The sequence below is a fragment of the Amycolatopsis orientalis genome (assembly GCF_000943515.2).
Classification (GTDB): Bacteria; Actinomycetota; Actinomycetes; order Mycobacteriales; family Pseudonocardiaceae; genus Amycolatopsis; species Amycolatopsis orientalis.
The window spans coordinates 2,152,776-2,171,440 of the sequence record NZ_CP016174.1 but is presented as its reverse complement, the minus strand read 5'-3'; the positions used below and the strand labels follow the sequence as shown (position 1 = coordinate 2,171,440).

Below are 18,665 nucleotides of genomic sequence, written 5' to 3'. Positions count from 1 at the left end.
ACGGATCGATGACCGCGGTGGTTCAAAGGAATTTGACTTTCTCGCGATGATTCCAGCCTGCGACACTGTCAAGAAATCAGTGACTCAGGGGAATGAGCTCGATATTTTCAGGCACCGGATGCCCGGCGAGAGTGTTCCGTGGCTTCGGCGAGCACGGCTTCACCCAGTCTCGTGATCACCGCGGGGGTCGGCTGACCGTACGCCACCTGGTGTTCTTTCTCGATGAGTCCCGCGGCGAGGAGATTGTGCACCGCGGCGTGATCACACCAGCAGCCGTCGATCGTGAGAGCCGGTTCACAGCTGGAGACGAGAACGCCACGCCCGGCAGCGACGGCCCGTAGCATCGCCCGCTCTCGCCGGTTCAATTCGATGCGGACACCGGTCATCACGATCACCATCCCACGCGGTCACCTTTACATTGCTCCAGCTTGAGACGAAAACCTTCATTCTTTCTTCACCAGCCGAAAAGAAGATCACGAGCCTGCTCCGGCATTCGTGACCACGCGACTCCAGGGTGAACGAAAGTCCAGAATCCCGGGTAAGAAGGGGCACACCAGGCCGCCATCGGCCCGGCTGGCCCATAGGGATGCGCGACTCTGGTCCTGCGGGAGGTTTGAGTGCCGTGGCCGGTGTAGAGCAGACCATGTGGATAGAGCTACTAGGTGAGGTGAAGGCCCAGGCGGGAGACCACGAGATCGTGCTGGGGCCACCCCGGCAGCGTGCCGTCCTCGCCATTCTCGCCCTGCGCGCCAACCAGACTGTTTCGCGGGCGCAGCTCATCGACGGAGTATGGGGCGATGCCGCGCCCGCCTCCGTCGAAGGCAGTGTTCACACTTACATTCACGGCCTCCGCCGGGCCCTGTCGATCGCGGACGACGTAGTTCTGACCCGATCCGGGGCGGGCTATCAGCTTGCCGTCGGGGAGCACGAGCTCGACGTGTCCGTGGTCGAGTCCCAGCTCTCCGATGCGCGCGAGCTCGCGCGAGCGGGGCGAGGGTCCGCGGCGGCCGACCTGATAGGTCGCTGTCTCGCACTGTGGCGAGGGAACCCGCTGTCCGGCTTGCCTGGGCCGTTCGCGGAGTCGGAACGGGTCCGCCTCTCGGAACTGCGCTACCAGCTCGTCGAAGAGCGGGCGGAACTCATGCTCGCCTGCGGAAGGCATCGCGAACTGATCTCGGAGCTCTGCGAGGCCGTGGAGGCCGCGCCCTTCCGCGAAGGCCTGCGCGCTCAGCTCATGCTGGCCCTCTACCGCAGCGGCCGGCGCGCGGACGCCTTGACGGAGTTCGAGGCGGCTCGCCGCGTGCTCGCCGACGAGCTTGGTCTCGATCCCGGCCCCGCTCTCACGGATCTGCATCTGCGCATACTGCGCTCCGAGCCGGAACTGGACACGCCGACGGAGACACCGGCGCGGACTCGATCCCCGGTTCCCGCTCAGCTCCCGCACGAAGCGCCGGACTTCATCGGCCGGACGGAAGAACTGGACCAGCTCGAGCAGTGGTGCTCGACCACCCGAGCGAGCGGCAAGGCGCTCGTCATCTCGGCGATCGACGGCGCGGGCGGGATCGGCAAGACCACTCTCGCGGTACGGTTCGCCAGAACCGTCCTCGAAAACTACCCGGACGGTCAGCTGTACCTCGACCTCCGGGGTTTCGACCCCAATCGCGCGCCGCTCAGCACCAGTGACGCGCTCGGCCATCTACTCTGGGCTTTGGGCAGCGCGCGCCGGCGATCCGAACCGGATGCGCTGGCCTCGATGTACCGGACCCTGCTCTCCGACAAGCGGGTGCTGATCCTGCTGGACAACGCCGTCTCGACCGAGCAGGTACGTGACCTGCTCCCTGGCACGTCGAACAGTCTGGTGCTCGTGACCAGCCGCAATCGGCTCAGTGGCCTGGTCGCCAGGGACGGGGCACGCCGGCTGACCCTGGGCCTCTTGACCGAAGCCGAAGCGCTGGAGCTCCTTCGGAATACGATCGGCGGTCAGCGAGTCGACGACGAAGTGACGTACGCTGCCGAGCTCGTGCGTTTATGCGGTTACCTGCCACTGGCCTTGCGGGTCGCGGCCGAAAAGATCTCGGGAGATCCTGACACGAGCCTGCGCGAACTCGTCGAGAACCTGCACGCCGTACAGGACCGGCTGGACAACCTCCACGTCGATGACGACGAGATGACCTCCGTGCGCAGTGTCATCTCCTGGTCGTACACCACTCTCGATACCGAATCGGCCAGGGCTTTCCGCCTGCTAGGCTTGGTCCGCGCCCCGCGGATCGACGTTCACGCGGCGGCCGCCCTGATCGATCGTCCGCTCACCGAAACCAGCGAGATCCTCCATGCGTTGAGCGAACAACATCTGCTCGAACCCGACGCGAACCGGTACGGATTCCACGACCTGATCAAGGTCTACGCCGGTGAGATGGCCGAGATCGGGGAGACGGCGGAGATGCGCCGCCGAGCAAGCCGCGAACTCATGGTCTGGTATCTGCACGCCATGCGCGCGGCACTCCTTCGGCTCATCAAGGACTATCCGCTACCCGCTCTGCGGATTCCGCCATCGGCGCATTCGTTGCCGGAATTCGAGACACGTGAGTCGGCACTGACCTGGTACGAGTACGAAACCAAGAACATCGTCGCCTTGATCGAACATGCCGCAGAGCTGGGTGAACATGAGCTCGTCTGGCAGCTGGCCTGGTGCACCTACAACAGCTTCTATTCGACAGGGCTGATGTCGGAATGGATCCAGCTTCTCACCATCGCACTTGCATCCACCGAAAAACTGCCGAACCCCGGAGCACGGGCTCGCATCCTGATGTTCCTCGGCATCGGAAACTCCCGGCTCGGACGGAACGATCTCGCCGTGGCACATCTGAAACGTGGACTTGCGGCAGTCCGCGAGATCGACAATTCCCACCTGCATTCCAGCATGCTGGCCAATCTGGCATCGACACTGCGCGAAATGAAAAGATACGAAGAAGGTATCGCCTACGCCCTCGAGGCGGTCGAATTGACGACGCACGAATCATCACATTACCAGAAGGCCGGCTGCATCGACTCACTCTGCGAACTTTACGTCGAGTCCGGGCGACCGGAACAGGCGTTACCGTACGCGGAAATCGGCCTGCGAGCCGCTCGCGCCTGCGACGCGGTCTTGCTCGAGGCCAACATGATGGTCAACGTCGCCCACGCGTACCGGGACATGGGCGACTCCTCGAAGGCAATGCATGAATACGAAGCGACACTGGAACTCTGCAGAAGATTGGGTGATCGGTACCACGAAGCTCTCGCCCTGCTGGGAACCGCAGAACTGCACCGCCGGGCGAATCGCTACCCGCCGGCCAGGAAATTCGCGCTTCTGGCATTGGACATCTTCGTCGAGCTCGACGGGGAAGAGGCGGACGTGGCGCGCGAACTCCTCTCTTCCCTTGACGCAGAAGCAGCGTCCTGACCGATCAGGACGGAGATACGGTCACTGAAACGGGCTCACGACCGCCCAAGAGGACGCCTCAGACGCCCAGGTTCAAGTCCGCGACGTACCAGGCCCCATCCCGCTTCTCCACGTTCAGCGTCAGAGTGAACGACTTGCTGTCGCCACTGCCACCGATGAGTTCGAGACTGCGCAGGGTGCGGCCGTCCAGGGTGATCGCCGTGTCCGGAACGGTGATCACGGGTCCATCACCGGTCACACCGATCACCTCGACCTTTCCCCGTGGCGGCAACTCGACACCCGGCTTGGCCCAAGCGTCGCGCAAGGACTTCGCCGTTTCCAAGACAGCCGGGTCATTACACGAAGTTTCGGGATCCTGGTCCGGGGAAGCCACGGGTGCGCTCGCAAGGCAAGCTTCGGTGAAACGCCCCGCCAGAATCAGCGTGACCCAGCGCTCGACCGCGGCTGCAGGACTTCCCGCCCCGGCGGAACTCGAGGATCGGGAGGCGCCGCTTGTGGTCGCGGACGCCTGAGTGGTCGCGCCGGCCGCGCTACTCGCGCCTCCCTTCGCCTGGCCATCGGTTTGGGCGGTTCCGCAGGCGGCGATGCCGAGTGTCATCGCCAACACGGCCCATAGAGAATTCCACCGCGGGGTACCGCGCGTTGAGCCCTTCATTGCACAGAAGCCTCTCTAGTCATACGTACCTCGACCTCGCCATGTTCGCGGGTGACCGGCGCCCCGTCCCTACCTCAACAATTCAGCCCTTCGTTGAGGCACCGGACGACTTCCGCCATCAGGGCATCGGGCATCACGTTGATGAAATCGGCATGGTCGCTCGAGGAACTGCCTTGTTCTTCGCGGAAAGTGTCGATGACATAGTTGGCGTCGACCGGAATATCGTAGGCTACCTCAAGATGCAGCTGAGGGACCGCCAAAGTGTTCGCCGGGCAAGCGCCCGTGGCCATCGGATACACGACATGCGCGCGATGATTCGCGCTGTCGACGGCCGTCCCGTTCCAGCAGCTCGGAAAGTCGAAGACTCGCACCACCTGCTGGCCGGCGGGACAACGTGGATACAGCGTCGTCGTACGTTCACGGCTTCCCGAGCAGGTCCAGTTGGCACTGGCGATCGTCTTGCCCGGCTGGGTGTACGCCTGTGGGTTGCCGACCACGATGCGCAGGAAGGGCGGCATGGCCACGACTGCCGTCGTGAGATTTCCCCGGTACTGGACAAGAACGGAGGAGGGAGTCAGGACGGCCTCCGGATCCTGGTGCCCATGATCACCCGGGACGCGCAACACTGGCCAGTAGTAGCTGGATCGGTCGTTGTCTTGGCAGGTCGTCGGCGCGATGGTGAGGCTCTGTTCTGTCGCGAAGGCGTTCGAGGCCATGTTGCCGACGTAGTCGTGCAAGTGGTGCGCTCCGCCGGCGACACCGGGTCGCGTGATCAAGTTGTCGGAGTTGCGTACGCCCTCGGCGTTGCGCCCGCAGTCGAAGCGCCGGGTCCCCATGGACGCGCCAGGTCGTGGCCGCGCGAGCACGGCCGTCGGTTGCGCCGCGGCTATGGCCAGGAATCTCGCTCCGGCAGGCCGGGCATGCTCCGCGCTCGACCGGCCTGGAAAGCCGAAACACCAACCACTCACGGCGATGGCGGCGAGCACCACGACAACGGCGCCCGCGAGCCACGTACGCCTTGGCCGCTTTTCACCCTGTCGACCACTCACCATTCGACTATGCATGACGGCCGGGAAGAGGGCGCCTCGATTCTGCCTCAATGGCCTGCAAACTTGTCGGACCGACCAAGTTCGAGCGGGAAACCGATGCCTGGCTCGAAAGTCCGGTGGATTCGTCTACCATCATCGCCCGAAAGGACTCCGAGGCCGACGGGAACTACTGGCCGCAGGTCACAGGACAAACACAGGTTTCGCGGGCTGGAACGTACCTGACCTTCGGCCACGGGATTTCCTATATTCCTCATATCACACCAAACGTCACCTTGCCGAAAGGGTGACGACCGGCCGGTTCCGCCTCAGGAGGCAAGAGCATGAGGGCAGCGGTACTTCGTGGAACCGGCCGGGTGACCGTGGATCAGGTACCCGACCCCAAAATCGAGGAGCCTACGGACGCCGTCGTGCGCGTAGTTGCTTCCGGGATCTGCGGGACCGATCTGCGTGGCTATCTCGGCAGGCCAGGACCGGTACGGGGACCGCGTTGCGGACACGAGTTCATCGGCGTGGTGGCCAACGTGGGTTCGTCGGTCCGGTCGATACGTCCGGGAGAACTGGTGGTGGCACCGTTCATGTTCTCGGACGGTGAATGTCACCGCTGTGTTCACGGAGCACAAAGCTCGTGCGCGCGGGGCGGGATGTTCGGTGTCGCGGCGGGTGGCGCACAGGCGGAAGGGGTACGTGTGCCGTTCGCCGACGGCACTCTCGTGCCTGTGCCGTTCGACGAGCACGACGAGCGGATTCCGGCCGTGCTGACCCTCGCGGATGTGATGGCGACCGGCCAGCACGCCGTGCACGCCGGTGGACGGCCCACACCCAAGACGATGGCCGTCGTAGGCGACGGCCCGGTGGGATTGTGCGCGGTCCTCGCCGCGAGTCGGCTGGGCATCGAGCGGATCTTCCTGCTGGGGCACCACGAAGACCGGTTGCGGATCGGACAGAAGTTCGGTGCCACCGACCTCGTCAGCTTGAGAGGCGCCGAGGGCCGGGCCCAGGTGATCGAAGCGACCGAGGGCGCCGGGGCCGGTCTGGTGGTGGAAGCCGTCGGTGAGCAGGACGCGCTGGACACCGCCATGGCGATCTGCGTCGACGGCGGCGCCATCAGTGTGGTCGGAGGGCCACATGGCACCTTGGACTCGATGGCCTGTTCATCGCGGAACATAACCGTCAGCGGCGGCCCGGTCCCCGTCCGCGCCTACCTCCCGGCACTGCTCGGCGAAGTCGTCACCGGCAAGCTGGATCCGAGCGCGGTCTTCGACCGGACCCTCAAACTCGCCGACGTCGGCCACGGTTACCAAGCGATGGTGGACCGCCATGCGACCAAGGTCCTTATCACCTTGTGAGCGTTGGTGAAACCTCGGCCAGAAGCCGCACAGATACGCATCGGACACATATTCGCCTGTCATAGGCACGACGAGCTCGGCAGGACAGGGGAAAAGGGGGGCAAAGACCTTATCTTCATGTACATGAGATCGCCCGATGGGGTTCCACCATGGCCTCGACTATCGGGTATGACAGTGGCCCGCTCCTGCAAGCCGGGGTCCGGAGCGCAGGAGCGGGCCACTGGTTTTCCTTCACTGTCGCGTGACACCTCAGGACGGGCGCTACCTCGGCAAGAGCAACCGAGGGCCACGCTATGCCCACATTACGTCACCGAGACGGGGGCGCGTGGGCAGACAATGTGGACGACAATCCCTGTGGTGTGGGATGAGGAAGCCCCCGACTAGGGCAACGACTCCCTAACCGATCGACGCGGGGGCTTCCTCGCTCACCACTCTCCGGCGCCACATACGAGGTAGTCAAGAGGAAACTGGCCCGGCTGCCCATAGTGATCGACGCTTTGCCCGGGCATGCCCTGCCCCGAGCGTGGTCACTTCAGCCTGAAGTTGACCGTCACCGCTGAACCAGGCGAGAAACGGCAGCGGCCCGCTCTGCTAGCCGGGGCCTTCCGGCGAGAACGGACCGCTGCCCTCCCTATCTCCTCCACGTGGCTACCCCCGAGTGTGGGTGTGCAAGGGGGGCATGCCCGCCACGTGACAATCACCCTAACCCAACCGCCAGTGTCAATATGGGCAGAAAATCATGGCAGACGTCCCTTCCCGGCAGCGCCAGGAAGGGGCGCGAGATCACGGTGCCCGGGTGGGTCGTGAGTGGCGATTCGTGTTCTATAGAGGGGTAAGGCAAACGTGGCGTGATCGGGTCGCTGCCGTGAAGGTCCCCCTTGTCTGCCCTCACGGTAGCGAAGAGGGCTTTCACTACCGTGTGCCCGGCGAGGGGTTACCCGAGGAGGCGGGGCGCGCCTCCTGACTGTCCATAAAGGACAGTTTCCGGCGAATCGCTGTCCGATTGGTGCTTATTCGTCCGGTCCTGGACGGGGTCGTGAGTGGCAATGAGGGTTAGAACGCTATTTGCCACTCACGACCACCTTGCGATACCGGGCAAACTGCTCAGGTCGGACATTTATCGCCGGGAAAGTGTCCCTTGTGGACACCCGGTCGTGGCCCGGCTTCCGTCAGCCAGTCCGGACCCGCACCGGGACGCGCCACATTTGGCTTACCCCTCAATAACGCGACTTGCCACTCACGACCAACCCGACCCAGGCCTCGCCGCCGCCTCCCCTCTGGTACCTGCGGTCGCTCAGAGTCGAGGGGTTTCCACATCGGACGCGCCACCGGCCTCCGATGTGGACTGTGCTGCCTTCGGGCGGTCAGCCCTGGGACAGCAGGCTGCCGAGATCTCGTGAGACGACCGCGAACGCGTCCTCGGTGCGCTCGAGTATTTCGTCGATGTCAGCCGCGGTGTGTGCCGCGGAAAGGAACCAGTTGTGCGTGGGATGCAGGTACACCCCGCGCTGCACGGCCTCGCGGGCCCAACGCGTTCCCACCGAAAAGTCGGTGTCTCCGGCGAAGGTCAGCAAGGGCATCTGCACCGGGCCGGTCTGATTGACTTCGAAACCGTGCCGCGCGGCCTGGGCGTCCAGGCCTGCCCGTAGCCGCTGCCCCGCGCTCTCCATCCTGCTCAGCGCATCGGTTTCCCGAAGCTCGGTCAGCGTCGCGATCGACGCCGCCATCGAAACGGCCGAGTACCAGAAAGAACCGGTGACGTAGACTTCGGACGCCGCTTCGCTGAGTGCGCCGATCCCGGTGACGGCGGCGAGCGCGTAGCCGTTCGCCATCGCCTTCGACCACGCCGCCAGGTCCGGCCGCACCCCGAGTGGTTCCCAGCTGCCACCGAGACTGAGGCGGAACCCGGCACGGACGTCGTCGAGGATCATCGTCGCGCCGGTGCGGTCGCACAGGGTGCGGACGGCACGCGCGAACTCGGGATCGGCCAGCTCCTGGTCCTGTCGCACGTCGTGCCGGAATGGACAGACGACGATCGCCGCGAGGTCGTCGCCCGCCCGGTCTACGGCTCGCCGAAGTGAAGCGATGTCGTTGTACTCGAAGTGGTCGACGTGTGCCCTGTCCTCGGCGGTGACACCGCTCGATCCGGGAGTGCACCATGGGACCGCGCCGTGATAGGCGCCGTGGGCGGTGAGTACCTTGCGACGTCCGGTGGCCGCCCGCGCGATCGTCACACAGGTGGTGGTCGCGTCGGTGCCGTTCTTCGCGAACATGGCCCAGTCCGCGGACGGAATCGTCTCCACCAGCAGCTCGGCCAGTTCCACCATCACCGGTGAAGCACCGTTGACACAGTCGCCGAGTCCCGCCTGAATGTCGGCGGCCCGCCGCACCGCAGGATGGGCGTAGCCGAGCACAACCGGCCCCCAGCCGCACATGAGGTCCAGGTATTCCCGGCCGTCCGCGCCGGTGAACCGGCAGCCGTCCGCGGCCGTCACGTACTGCGGATGGTCTTCGCTGAGCAACGCGCGCGTCATGTGGCCGTACATGCCACCGGGAATCACCGCCGTCGCGCGGCGGCGCAGCGACGTCTCCAGGATTTCGTTCGTCATTGGCGTACTCCGCTCCGGAACGTTTCAGATGGTCGTGTGGACACGTGCGGCTTCGATGGACTCGCGTGCGTTGGCGACCACTGCCTCCGGTGTCAGGCCGAAGTGCCGGTACAACACCTCGTAGGGACCGCACTCGCCGAACCGATCGATGCCGATGATCCGGCCGGCATCGCCGACGAAGCGATGCCAGCTCAGTGTGGCCGCGGCTTCGATCGCGACGCGAGCCCGCACCGCGCTCGGCAGGACGGATTCCCGGTACTCGGCGGGTTGCTCATCGAACCATTCGACGCAGGGCATCGAGACGACACGCGCCGGAGTTCCCTCGGATTCCAGGATTTCCCTCGCCAGCAGAGCGATTTGTACCTCGGATCCAGTGGCGATCAGGATGACCTCGGGGTCTTCGCTCGCCTCGCGCGCCACGTAGCCGCCGCGCGCCGCGTCAGGGTCGAACGGCAGCACCGGAGTGGGTTGCCTGGTCAGCGCGATGCCGTGCGGTGCGGGGTCCTCGAACTGCCTGCGCAGCACCTCCTGCCACACCAACGCGGTTTCGTTGGCGTCAGCGGGCCGCACGACTTTGAACCCTGGCATGGCACGCAGTCCGGCCAGCTGCTCGATCGGCTGGTGGGTCATACCGTTCTCACCGACCCCGATCGAATCATGCGACCAGAGGTGGACCACCGGAAGCCCCATCATCGCCGCCATGCGCAACGCGGGCCGCATGTAGTCCGCGAAGACCAGATACGTACCACCGTAGATCTTGGTGCCGCCGTGCAACGCGACGCCGTTCATGATCGCGGCCATCGCATGTTCCCGTACGCCGAAGCTGACCGTCCGGCCGTACGGGTCGGCGCCCGTGAGCGGACTGCCCGCCGGGAGGAAATGTGAGCCGTCGTCGATCGTGGTGTTCATCGAGGCGGCCACGTCCGCGGCGCCACCCCACAGTTCAGGCAGCACCCCGCCAAGCGCCGCGATCACCCTGCCGGAGGCCACACGCGTAGGAATGTCTTGGCCTGGCTCGAAAATCGGCATTTCGGTGTGCCATCGCCCAGGCAGCCGCCTCGCCTGAACGCGGTCGAACTCCTGCGCTCGCCGCGGCTGGTCCTGACGCCACTGCTCGAACCGTTGTTCCCACGACCGTCGCATCGCGCGGCCGCGTTCACGCGCGCGCCGGGTATGCTCGAGCACCTCTGCGTCGACGTTGAAGTGCCGGTCGGGATCGAAGCCCAGCAGCCGCTTGGTGGCCGCCAGCTCGTCGGCCGAAAAGGGTGTGCCGTGCGCGGTGGAAGTGCCGCCGACGGTGGGAGCGGGCCAGCCGATGGTCGTGCGCAGGACGATCAGCGACGGCCGATCGCGCACGGACTTTGCCTCGGTGAGCGCGGCGAACAGCTCCCGCGGGTCGATGTCCCCGGATGGCGCCGGTCCCACTTCGCGCACGTGCCAACCGCACGCCTCGTGTCGCGCGACCACGTTCTCGGACCAGGACGCGAGCGTCTCGCCGTCGTTACAGATCCGGTTGTCGTCGTAGATCACGACCAGATCGCCGAGTTTCTGATGGCCGGCGAGTGAGGTCGCTTCCAGGTAGACACCCTCCTGCAGGTCGCCGTCGGAGGCCATCGCCCAGATGGTGTGGTCGAAGACCGACTCGCCGGGTTCCGTGTCCGGATCGAACAGACCACGCTCGTAGCGGGCGGCCATGGCCATGCCGACCGCGATCGCCGCGCCTTGGCCGAGCGGACCGGTGGTGGTCTCGACTCCGGCGGTGAGGCCGAATTCCGGATGGCCGGGTGTGACGCAGCCCCAGGTCCGGTAGGCCTCGATGTCGGCCAGTGCCAAGCCGTACCCGGTCAAATACAGCTGGATGTACTGACTCAAGCAAGCGTGACCCGCCGAGAGCACGAACCGATCTCGCCCGCTCCAATCGGGCTGTCCTGGATCGTGCCGCATCACGGCCTGAAACAACACGTGGGCCGCCGGAGCCAGGCTCATGGCGGTGCCGGGATGGCCGCTGCCTGCCCGGTTCACCGCGTCCATCGCCAGTACCCGCGCCGTGTCGACGGCCCGGTGGTCCAGCGCGGACCAGCTCAATTCCTCCACGATTTCCTTTCTCGACGAGAGTGGGATCATGGTCAGCGCAGGTAGAGCCCGCCATTGATGTCGATCGTCGCGCCGGTGATGTACCCGGCTTCGGAGCCGCACAGGAATGCGACGGCCGCCGCGACTTCTTCCGCCGTGCCCATTCTGCCGACGGGAATACCGCTGACCACTTCGGCGATGAGCGCTGGATCGACCTCGCCTCGGATATCGGTGTCGATCAATCCTGGTGCCACGGCGTTGACGGTGACCCCCGCGTGCGCGAATTCCCGGGATACGGCGCGGGTCAGGCCGGCCACCGAACTCTTGGCGGCCGCGTAATGAGCGCCGCCGAACACCCCGCCGCCATTCTGCGCGCTGACCGAAGTGATGTTGACAATGCGGCCGGAATTTCGGCTGAGCATGTCCGGAAGCGCCCTCCGCATCATGTTGAACGTGCCCACCACGCTGACGTCCACCACGGAACCCCAAGTGGCCCCGCCGATGTCGAGGAACCTGCTCGGGTCGGTCGTGCCCGCGTTGTTGACCAGGACGCCGATGGGCCCCAGCCGTGCACTCGTCTCGCGGACGGCTTCGTCGACCGATGCGGGGTCCGTCACATCACAGTGCAATCCCAGTGCGGGAACCCCGTATTTGTCCGCGATCTTCGTCGCGTAGTCGTGGGCGGCGGCCGGGTTCCGCCCGAGCAGCGCCACCGGATGACCGTTCTCGGCGAGCCTCACCGCGATGGCACGACCGATGCCGCGGGCCGTGGTCGCTCCAGTGACTATCGCCGTAGGAATTTCCGTGACGTCCACCGCGTTTCTTCCTTTCCGTGCGTTGGGGACTTTTTCGCCCGGCTGAGGATCGCACGAATGGAGAGACGGAAAAAGCTTTCATTCCGTTTAGCGGAACAGCGGACTCTTGGCGTTCTGAATGGTGGAACAGTGGCTTGGCAACTCGATTCTTCAGTGTCACTGTGCACCGTGTTTAGCGACGTTTCATGAACAGGAAAGAGCCCATGTCAGTCACCGACCTCGTCGGCTATGCGGCTGGAGTCAGTACCGCGGCATCGCTCGTACCGCAGATTTTCCGCATCATCAGGACGACGCGCAGCGCCGGCCAGTTGAGCAGCGCGTTCCTTGTCGTCCAAGGCGTCGCGATCGGCTTGTGGCTGGTCTACGGGCTCAGATTCGGGCAGGCGCAAGCCTTCCAGTACGCGCAGATCGCCGCGATCGGGCCGGTCTTGATCCTCGTGTACCTGACCGTCCGATTCGGCACCCGGTCGCCAGGGAAGGCGATGTCGGACATGGCGGCGATACTCGGGCTTCCCGCCGCCGTGCAGGTGGCCGGGTTGCCGACCGGACAGCTCGGCTGGATCGCGGTGACGGCGACGGCCACCGCGCTGGTGCCGCAGGTGATCCGACTGCGATCCCTCGCGAGTTCGGACGAGATCTCCGGGTACTTCATGGCTTTGTTCGGGGCGAGGCTGTCACTGTGGTTCATCTACGGGGTTTCGCTGGGAAACACGATCTTGTGGGTCTCCCAGCTGGTCACCGCGCCCGCGCTGCTGTACTTCGTGCTGCTGGTCGCGCGCCGGCGGGGCCTGCCGGTCTCCCGTACCCGGCGGCGGGTGGGCGCGGGCCAGGGCAGATCTCGTCGAGCACCGCGAGCACGGCCGACATCATCGGAGCCGTCTGTGCCTTCCGCCAGGCCAAGGCCAGCTGAACGGGCGGCACCCCGGTGAGATCCCGGAACGCGATGCCCGGTATCGGCAACGCTCGCGCCGATGCCGGTACGACGCCGACTCCCAAGCCGCCCGCGACGAGCGCGAGCAACGCCGCCGTGCTGGACGCGCGATGCCCGTCTCGGGGAGTGAAGCCGGCATCCGAACACCCGCGGGCCACAGCCTGGTCGACCGCCGGATCCGCTTCTCGGTAGCTGACGAAATCTTCGTCACGCAGGTCGGACATCAGCACTACCGGCCTCCCGGCTAGCCGGTGGTCCGCACGCATCACCACGATCAGCGGCTCGCTCGCGATCACCTTGGTTTCAAGACCGTCGCCCGCGAACGGCGGGTGGAGCATCCCGATGTCCATCGTATCGTCGCGCAGCCTGTCACACTGGCTGGAACTGGCGAGATCGTCGTGGATCTCCACCTTGGCCTTCGGCAGTCGCCGCTTGACCGCTTGGATGATCGTGGAGAGGTAGAGGAGAGCGGACATTCCGGTGAAACCGATCCGGACGAGTCCCAGTCTGCCGTCGCCGATCAGCCGGACACTGCGGATGCCCAGATCCACCCCTCGGAGTATTCGTTGCGCTTCAGTCAGGAAGAACTCGCCCGCCGGCGTCAGGCGGACCTGCCGTGTGGTGCGGGTCAGCAAGGACACGCCTAGTTCGTCTTCCAGCTGGCGGATCGCGAGGGACAGGGTGGACTGGGTCATGTGCAGCAGCTTGGCCGCCCTGCCGAAGTGACACGTGTCCGCCACCGTCGTGAAGTAACGCAGGTGCCGCAGTTCCACCTTGGTCCTCATCGGTTCCGCCCTACCTCCTGGCCGTGCGCCAGGAGGCACATTTCTCCGGGGCGGGCGAAGGAAGCAAGGAATTTGCCTCAAAAGGCAGTGACGGGATGCGTTTTCGCCAGCGCGAAGCCGCCGGAAGTGAGTCGACAGGCCAATCGTCTGTGTTCGTATTCACACCGGCGTGAGATGGAAAGCATCTTCTCCCGTATTTCGGCCCGCGACATCGCCGCACGCGGTCCTGAAAGTGAAATGGCGGCGAGTCCGCCGCCGCGGATCGTGATGGGTACAGCGGCGGTGAGCAGGCCCGCATTCGTCATGCCGTCATCGTAGGAAAGCCGGAGTGCGGAAGGTTCGGCCTCGGGACGCGGAGACCCGGCGAACAGCAGGACTTTTCCGGAAGCCACCCGCAGTGCGGGCCACCGCCGCCCGAAATCGATCGGCAGGCTGAGCATGCTTTCACCCGGTGGCTCGAACTGGTCGATGCAGCGAACCGAGTCGGCCTCGACGACCATCAGCTGCACCAGCATGTGCGTCGACTCGTACAGTGAAAGCATTCCCTTCAGCGCATGACGGCGCACGATCGCGTGACCGTCGCCTGCCAGGCCCATGGTCGAGTGTCGTTCGCGCAGTTCGTAACCAGCGCTGGTGCGGCGTACTACTCGCTCGGCCTCGAGGGCGCGCAGGAGGCGGTGCGCCGTTGTCTTGGCCAGGCCTGCCTCCCTGGCCACCTCGGCGAGTCCGCATGGAATGTCTTTCCCGCCCAGAAAACGAATTACCCGAGTCACCTTGCCTATGACGCCACGCGATCTCTTCGCTGGATCAGAATCCTTGAGAACGGTCGTGTCCGCGATGGGCATACGGGTATCCGACAATTTCGCTCCCGGTGATTTCGCGCATGAGGCGCTCGCCTGGCGCGGCGCCTTACGACCGTAACATGCGGCCGACAAACGAAGCCAGAGTGAAATATCGATACATTGACGAGAGCGATCAACCGATATTCATCGCCGAAATATGTCCCACTCGTGCTGTGCGGGACAGCCGGATGCCGCCGCGACTTGCCGAGTGGCGGGTCCGCGCCGGGCGCTATTAGTGTGGCGGCATGCGTGTGCTGGTCCTGGAGGACGGCCCGGAACTCGGTGCGGAGATCGCCGGAGGCCTGCGGTCACTCGGGTATGCGGTGGACCTGGTGGCGACGATCGCCGATGCCGATCTCTCGGTCACCGTCAACGACTATGACTGTCTTGTGCTCGACCGGGTCTTGCCGGACGGCGACGGGCTGAAGCTGGTTCGCGCGCTTCGCGGCGCGGGATCGAGGGTGCCGGCGCTGATGCTGACCGCGATGGACACGGTCGGCGACCGCGTCGGCGGGTTCGCCGACGGCGCGGACGACTACCTCGTCAAACCCTTCGCGTTCGCCGAACTTGCCGCCAGGGTCGGCGCGCTGTGCAGACGGACCGAGCAGCCGCGGCCCCCGGTACTGCGCGCCGGCGGTCTGGAAGTGGATACCGCACGCAAGCGTATCCGCCGTGACGGCGTCCTTCTTTCCGTCGGCGCCAAGGAGTTCGCGGTTCTCGAGCTGCTGATGGTCCGGGCGGGTCAGGTCGTCTCCCGCGCTGAGCTGATCGAACACTGCTGGGACGAGCAGGCGGATCCCCTGTCGAACGTCGTCGACGCGGTGATCGCGCAGCTGCGCCGCAAGCTCGGTGCCCCGGTGATCAGCACGGTCCGCGGCGCCGGATATCTGATCGACGGCCCGGCCACGTGACCACCCACGCCCGCATCCGGCTGCGACGGCTGCGGTGGCGGCTCACCGGCTTGTATGCCGTCGGCACAGCGGTGTGCCTCGTGGTGCTCGCGGGGATCGCTTCGGGCATCGACGCGGATTCACGTTCGTCCGAACTCGACAAAGACGTCGACCGGACCGCCACGGCGTTGTCCCGCGCGCTCTATTACGACGACGGCGGTTTCCTGCATCTCGAACCGTTGCGTGAGGATGTGCTGGCAGCGGGTTCGGTGCCCGTCGCCGTGCTCGAGTGGACCACCGGCGGACTGGCCGAACGGTTCCCCGGCGGTGGCGCGGTGGCGCCGGACGTCGCCGCCGTGGCCGAGGGCGCGCGCGGTGGGGAAACAGCGCTGGGCGACGTCAGTGTGAGCGGACAGAGCCGGCGCCTCGCCGCGGCAGGCGTCTGGAACGGTGACCGGATCGGCGCGGTGGTCGTCGCCTACGGTGACCCGGCGGCCGGGCTGCGCGATCACGACGTGCTGGTCCGATGGCTGATCTTCGGCTGCGCGGGCTTGGTGCTGCTCGCCGCGGCGGCAGGCCACCTGCTTTCCGGCCGGAGCATGAGGCCGGCGGTACTGGCCCTCGACCAGCAGGAGCAGTTCCTGGCCGAGGCCGCCCACGAACTGCGTACGCCGTTGGCCACGCTCCAGCTGGTCACCGAAAGCGGCCTGCGTGAACCTGAGCGGGCTACCGAAGCACTGCGCCGGTCGGCCAGGCTGACCGCGGAACTCGGCAGGCTGGTGAGCGGCTTGCTCGTCCGTGCCCGGCTGGCGGCGGGCACGGTCACGGCGGAGCGAGAGCCGCTCCGGCTGGACCTGCTGGTCGAGCAGATCCTCGAAGGTTACGCGGTCCACCTCGTAGCCGAACCCTGCATTGTCCTCGGCGACCCGGATCTGCTCGGGCAAGCGGTGCGAAACCTGGTCGACAACGCCGTGCGCCACGGCGGCGGTACCCCGGTGTCGGTCACGGTCGCCGAGGGGCGGACCTCGGTTCGCGACCACGGCCCCGGCGTCGCCGCGGCGGACCGGGAGCGGATGTTCGAGCGAACCGTGGCGGGAGAGGGCGGTGGTACCGGTATCGGTCTGTCGATCGTGCGCTGGGTGGCCGAACTGCATGGTGGTTCGGCGCGCCTGCTCGCCGCGGACGGCGGCGGCACGGTGGCCGAGCTGGTGCTGCCCGTCCATGCCGTCTCATGATCTTCTCATCGAGGTCTTGCCAAACTCCTGCCATGTCCAAGCTCGCGTTGTCCCTGGCCGCTGTCCTGCTCGCAGCCTGCACCACGGCGTGCGTCTCGCACGTCAGCGCCCCGCCGCCGACCGGCTTCGTCCGAGTCGACCAGGTCGGCTACCGCGCCGACGAAGCCAAGCATGCGTTCCTGATGGGCACCTCCGGCGACACGACGTTCCACGTCGTCGACGAGTCCGGGCGGAAGGTGTTCGCCGGTGTCGCCGGTCCGCGGACCGGCGACTGGAACGAGGAGTTCGCCACGGTGCGGGCGCTGGACTTCTCGGCCTTGACAACCCCTGGCAGCTATCGAATCCTGGCCACCGGAGCGGCGCCGTCGCCGGTGTTCCGCGTCGGTTCGGGGGCCGAGCTGTTCGGTACCCAGGTCGCCGCCAATGTCCGTTTCTTCCAGGCACAGCGTGACGGCGCGAACGTTCTTCCGTCGACGGTGAACCGGAAGCCATCGCACCTCAACGACGCCACCGCGACCGTCTACGCGGTGCCGCGTTATGACGAATCCGGGGGTGAATTGCTCGACGAGCGGCTCACCCCGGTCGGTGGCCCGGTCGATGTCGCGGGCGGCTGGTTCGACGCCGGCGACTTCCTCAAGTTCACCCACACGGCCGCCTACAGCACGGCACTGCTCCTGCTGGCACAGCGGGACGCCCCGGTGGCCGGTCCCGGCCTGGCGGCCGAGACCCGGCACGGCATGGCATGGCTGGACAAGATGTGGGACGACAAGACCGGCACGCTGTACTCCCAGGTCGGCATCGGCGCGGGCAACGAGAACGTGCGCACCGACCACGACGTCTGGCGCCTGCCCGAAGCCGACGAGGCGCCGGGCGCGGACCCCATGCTGGCGCGCAGGCCGGTGTTCCGTGCCGCCGACCCGGGCAAGCCGATCAGCCCCAACCTGGCGGGGAAGGTCGCCGCGGCCTTCGCGCTGACGGCCCAGACCACCACCGGCGACGCCGCTCGCCGTGCGCTCGACAAAGCGGCGAAGATGTACGAGCTGGCCGATCGCGAGCCGGACGCGCTGGTCACCGCTTACCCGCACGCGTTCTACCCCGAAGCGTCCTGGCAGGACGATCTCGAGTTCGCCGCCACGGAACTGGCCTTGGCGGGCAAGGCACTCGGCGACCCGCGCACGGACGGCTGGGTCCGCGACGCCGGGCACTGGGCGACGGCCTACCTGAGCTCGGACACGCGCGGCACCCTGGGTGTCGGCGACGTCAGCGCTCTCGCCCACGCCGACCTGGTCAAGCTTCTCGATGGCGGCGGCACGGCCGTCGAGACCACCCGCGACCGCCTCACCGGCGATCTCGCCCGCCAGCTCGACGACGGCAGGACACGGGCGGACCGCGACCCCTTCCGTGCCGGTGCCGATTACCTCGAGTTCGACGCCGTGCCGCACACCTTCGGCCTCGCCACGACGGCGCTGCTGCATCAGCAAACCACCAAGAACGACACCTACGCCGCATTCGGCACTCAGCAACGGAACTGGGCGCTCGGCGCCAACGCGTGGGGATCGTCCTTCGTCATCGGAGCGGGCAGTGTGTACCCGCGCTGCCCCGAACACCAGGTCACGAACCTCACCGGGCAGCAGCTGACCGGCGCGGCCGTCAACGGACCGAACGGGGCGAACCGATTCGCCGAGCTGAACCGGTTCCCGACCATGCGCCCTTGTGTGGCTGGAGACTTCGCCCGCTTCGATGGTCATGGCGCGCGCTTTCTCGACGACGTCGGCGCCTGGCAGAGCGTCGAACCCGCCGACGACTTCACCGCCACGGCGTTGCTGACGTTCGCGCTCGCGAGCCGCTGATCTCACGAGCCGTGCGACACGGCCGCCCCTTGGGTGGCCGTGTCAGGTGGATGTGAGCGGAGCTCCAAGAGTCGACGATGTCCCCAATGCCACATTGGAGACGCTCAGTGTCTCCAATGTGGCATTGGGGACATCGGGCCGCA

15 protein-coding genes are annotated in these 18,665 nt (G+C 66.2%); 6 read left to right on the top strand and 9 right to left on the bottom strand.

Annotation, left to right across the window (positions count from 1 at the left end; genetic code table 11):
* Positions 1-107: 107 nt before the first annotated feature.
* Positions 108-398, bottom strand: a complete 291-nt coding sequence (locus SD37_RS09980) for a hypothetical protein (RefSeq protein ID WP_236725308.1) — start codon at positions 396-398, stop codon at positions 108-110.
* A 224-nt stretch (positions 399-622) separates the two neighbouring features.
* Between SD37_RS09980 and SD37_RS09975 the strand changes: the two genes are divergently transcribed.
* Complete coding sequence (locus SD37_RS09975) at positions 623-3,442, top strand: AfsR/SARP family transcriptional regulator (protein ID WP_044851425.1); 2,820 nt, start codon at positions 623-625, stop codon at positions 3,440-3,442.
* Positions 3,443-3,500: 58 nt separating this feature from the next.
* On the opposite strand, the gene SD37_RS43630 is transcribed toward SD37_RS09975, so the two are convergent.
* Both SD37_RS43630 and SD37_RS09965 read right to left on the bottom strand, forming a co-directional pair.
* Positions 3,501-3,680 (bottom strand): hypothetical protein, encoded by a 180-nt coding sequence (locus tag SD37_RS43630; protein WP_236725307.1) that lies wholly within the window; start codon positions 3,678-3,680, stop codon positions 3,501-3,503.
* A 491-nt stretch (positions 3,681-4,171) separates the two neighbouring features.
* A complete protein-coding gene (locus tag SD37_RS09965; protein ID WP_052674931.1) occupies positions 4,172-4,933 on the bottom strand; it encodes a DUF1996 domain-containing protein in 762 nt (253 codons plus the stop codon).
* A 263-nt stretch (positions 4,934-5,196) separates the two neighbouring features.
* Between SD37_RS09965 and SD37_RS42510 the strand changes: the two genes are divergently transcribed.
* Both SD37_RS42510 and SD37_RS09960 read left to right on the top strand, forming a co-directional pair.
* On the top strand, positions 5,197-5,433 hold the full coding sequence (locus tag SD37_RS42510) for a hypothetical protein (protein WP_145926571.1): 237 nt from the start codon (positions 5,197-5,199) through the stop codon (positions 5,431-5,433).
* A 33-nt stretch (positions 5,434-5,466) separates the two neighbouring features.
* A complete protein-coding gene (locus SD37_RS09960; RefSeq protein ID WP_044851422.1) occupies positions 5,467-6,492 on the top strand; it encodes an alcohol dehydrogenase catalytic domain-containing protein in 1,026 nt (341 codons plus the stop codon).
* Between the two features lie 1,364 nt (positions 6,493-7,856).
* Here SD37_RS09960 and SD37_RS09955 read toward each other — a convergent pair.
* From SD37_RS09955 to SD37_RS09930, 6 genes are all read right to left on the bottom strand, one after another.
* A complete protein-coding gene (locus SD37_RS09955) occupies positions 7,857-9,101 on the bottom strand; it encodes an aminotransferase class III-fold pyridoxal phosphate-dependent enzyme (RefSeq protein WP_044851421.1) in 1,245 nt (414 codons plus the stop codon).
* Positions 9,102-9,125: 24 nt separating this feature from the next.
* Entirely contained in the window at positions 9,126-11,225 is a 2,100-nt protein-coding gene (tkt, locus tag SD37_RS09950) for a transketolase (protein ID WP_044851420.1), read from the bottom strand.
* Positions 11,226-11,227: 2 nt separating this feature from the next.
* A complete protein-coding gene (locus SD37_RS09945) occupies positions 11,228-11,989 on the bottom strand; it encodes an SDR family NAD(P)-dependent oxidoreductase (RefSeq protein WP_044851419.1) in 762 nt (253 codons plus the stop codon).
* Between the two features lie 361 nt (positions 11,990-12,350).
* Positions 12,351-12,677, bottom strand: coding sequence for a hypothetical protein (locus SD37_RS43045; protein ID WP_044851418.1), 327 nt, complete (start codon positions 12,675-12,677; stop codon positions 12,351-12,353).
* Between the two features lie 47 nt (positions 12,678-12,724).
* Complete coding sequence (locus SD37_RS09935; protein WP_236725306.1) at positions 12,725-13,705, bottom strand: LysR family transcriptional regulator; 981 nt, start codon at positions 13,703-13,705, stop codon at positions 12,725-12,727.
* Between the two features lie 77 nt (positions 13,706-13,782).
* Positions 13,783-14,550, bottom strand: coding sequence for a helix-turn-helix domain-containing protein (locus SD37_RS09930; protein WP_083254918.1), 768 nt, complete (start codon positions 14,548-14,550; stop codon positions 13,783-13,785).
* A 242-nt stretch (positions 14,551-14,792) separates the two neighbouring features.
* Here SD37_RS09930 and SD37_RS09925 point away from each other — a divergent pair, with 242 nt between their 5' ends.
* Genes SD37_RS09925 through SD37_RS09915 form a run of 3 tightly spaced genes read left to right on the top strand, consistent with a single transcriptional unit; the run spans position 14,793 to position 18,522 of the window.
* On the top strand, positions 14,793-15,458 hold the full coding sequence (locus tag SD37_RS09925; protein WP_044851416.1) for a response regulator transcription factor: 666 nt from the start codon (positions 14,793-14,795) through the stop codon (positions 15,456-15,458).
* Positions 15,455-16,672 carry a sensor histidine kinase gene (locus tag SD37_RS09920; RefSeq protein ID WP_052674930.1) on the top strand — a complete coding sequence of 406 codons (1,218 nt, stop codon included), beginning with the start codon at positions 15,455-15,457 and terminating at the stop codon, positions 16,670-16,672. Before SD37_RS09925 ends, SD37_RS09920 begins: the two co-directional genes overlap by 4 nt.
* Positions 16,673-16,704: 32 nt before the next feature.
* A complete protein-coding gene (locus SD37_RS09915; RefSeq protein WP_052674929.1) occupies positions 16,705-18,522 on the top strand; it encodes a glycoside hydrolase family 9 protein in 1,818 nt (605 codons plus the stop codon).
* Positions 18,523-18,665 lie beyond the last annotated feature (143 nt).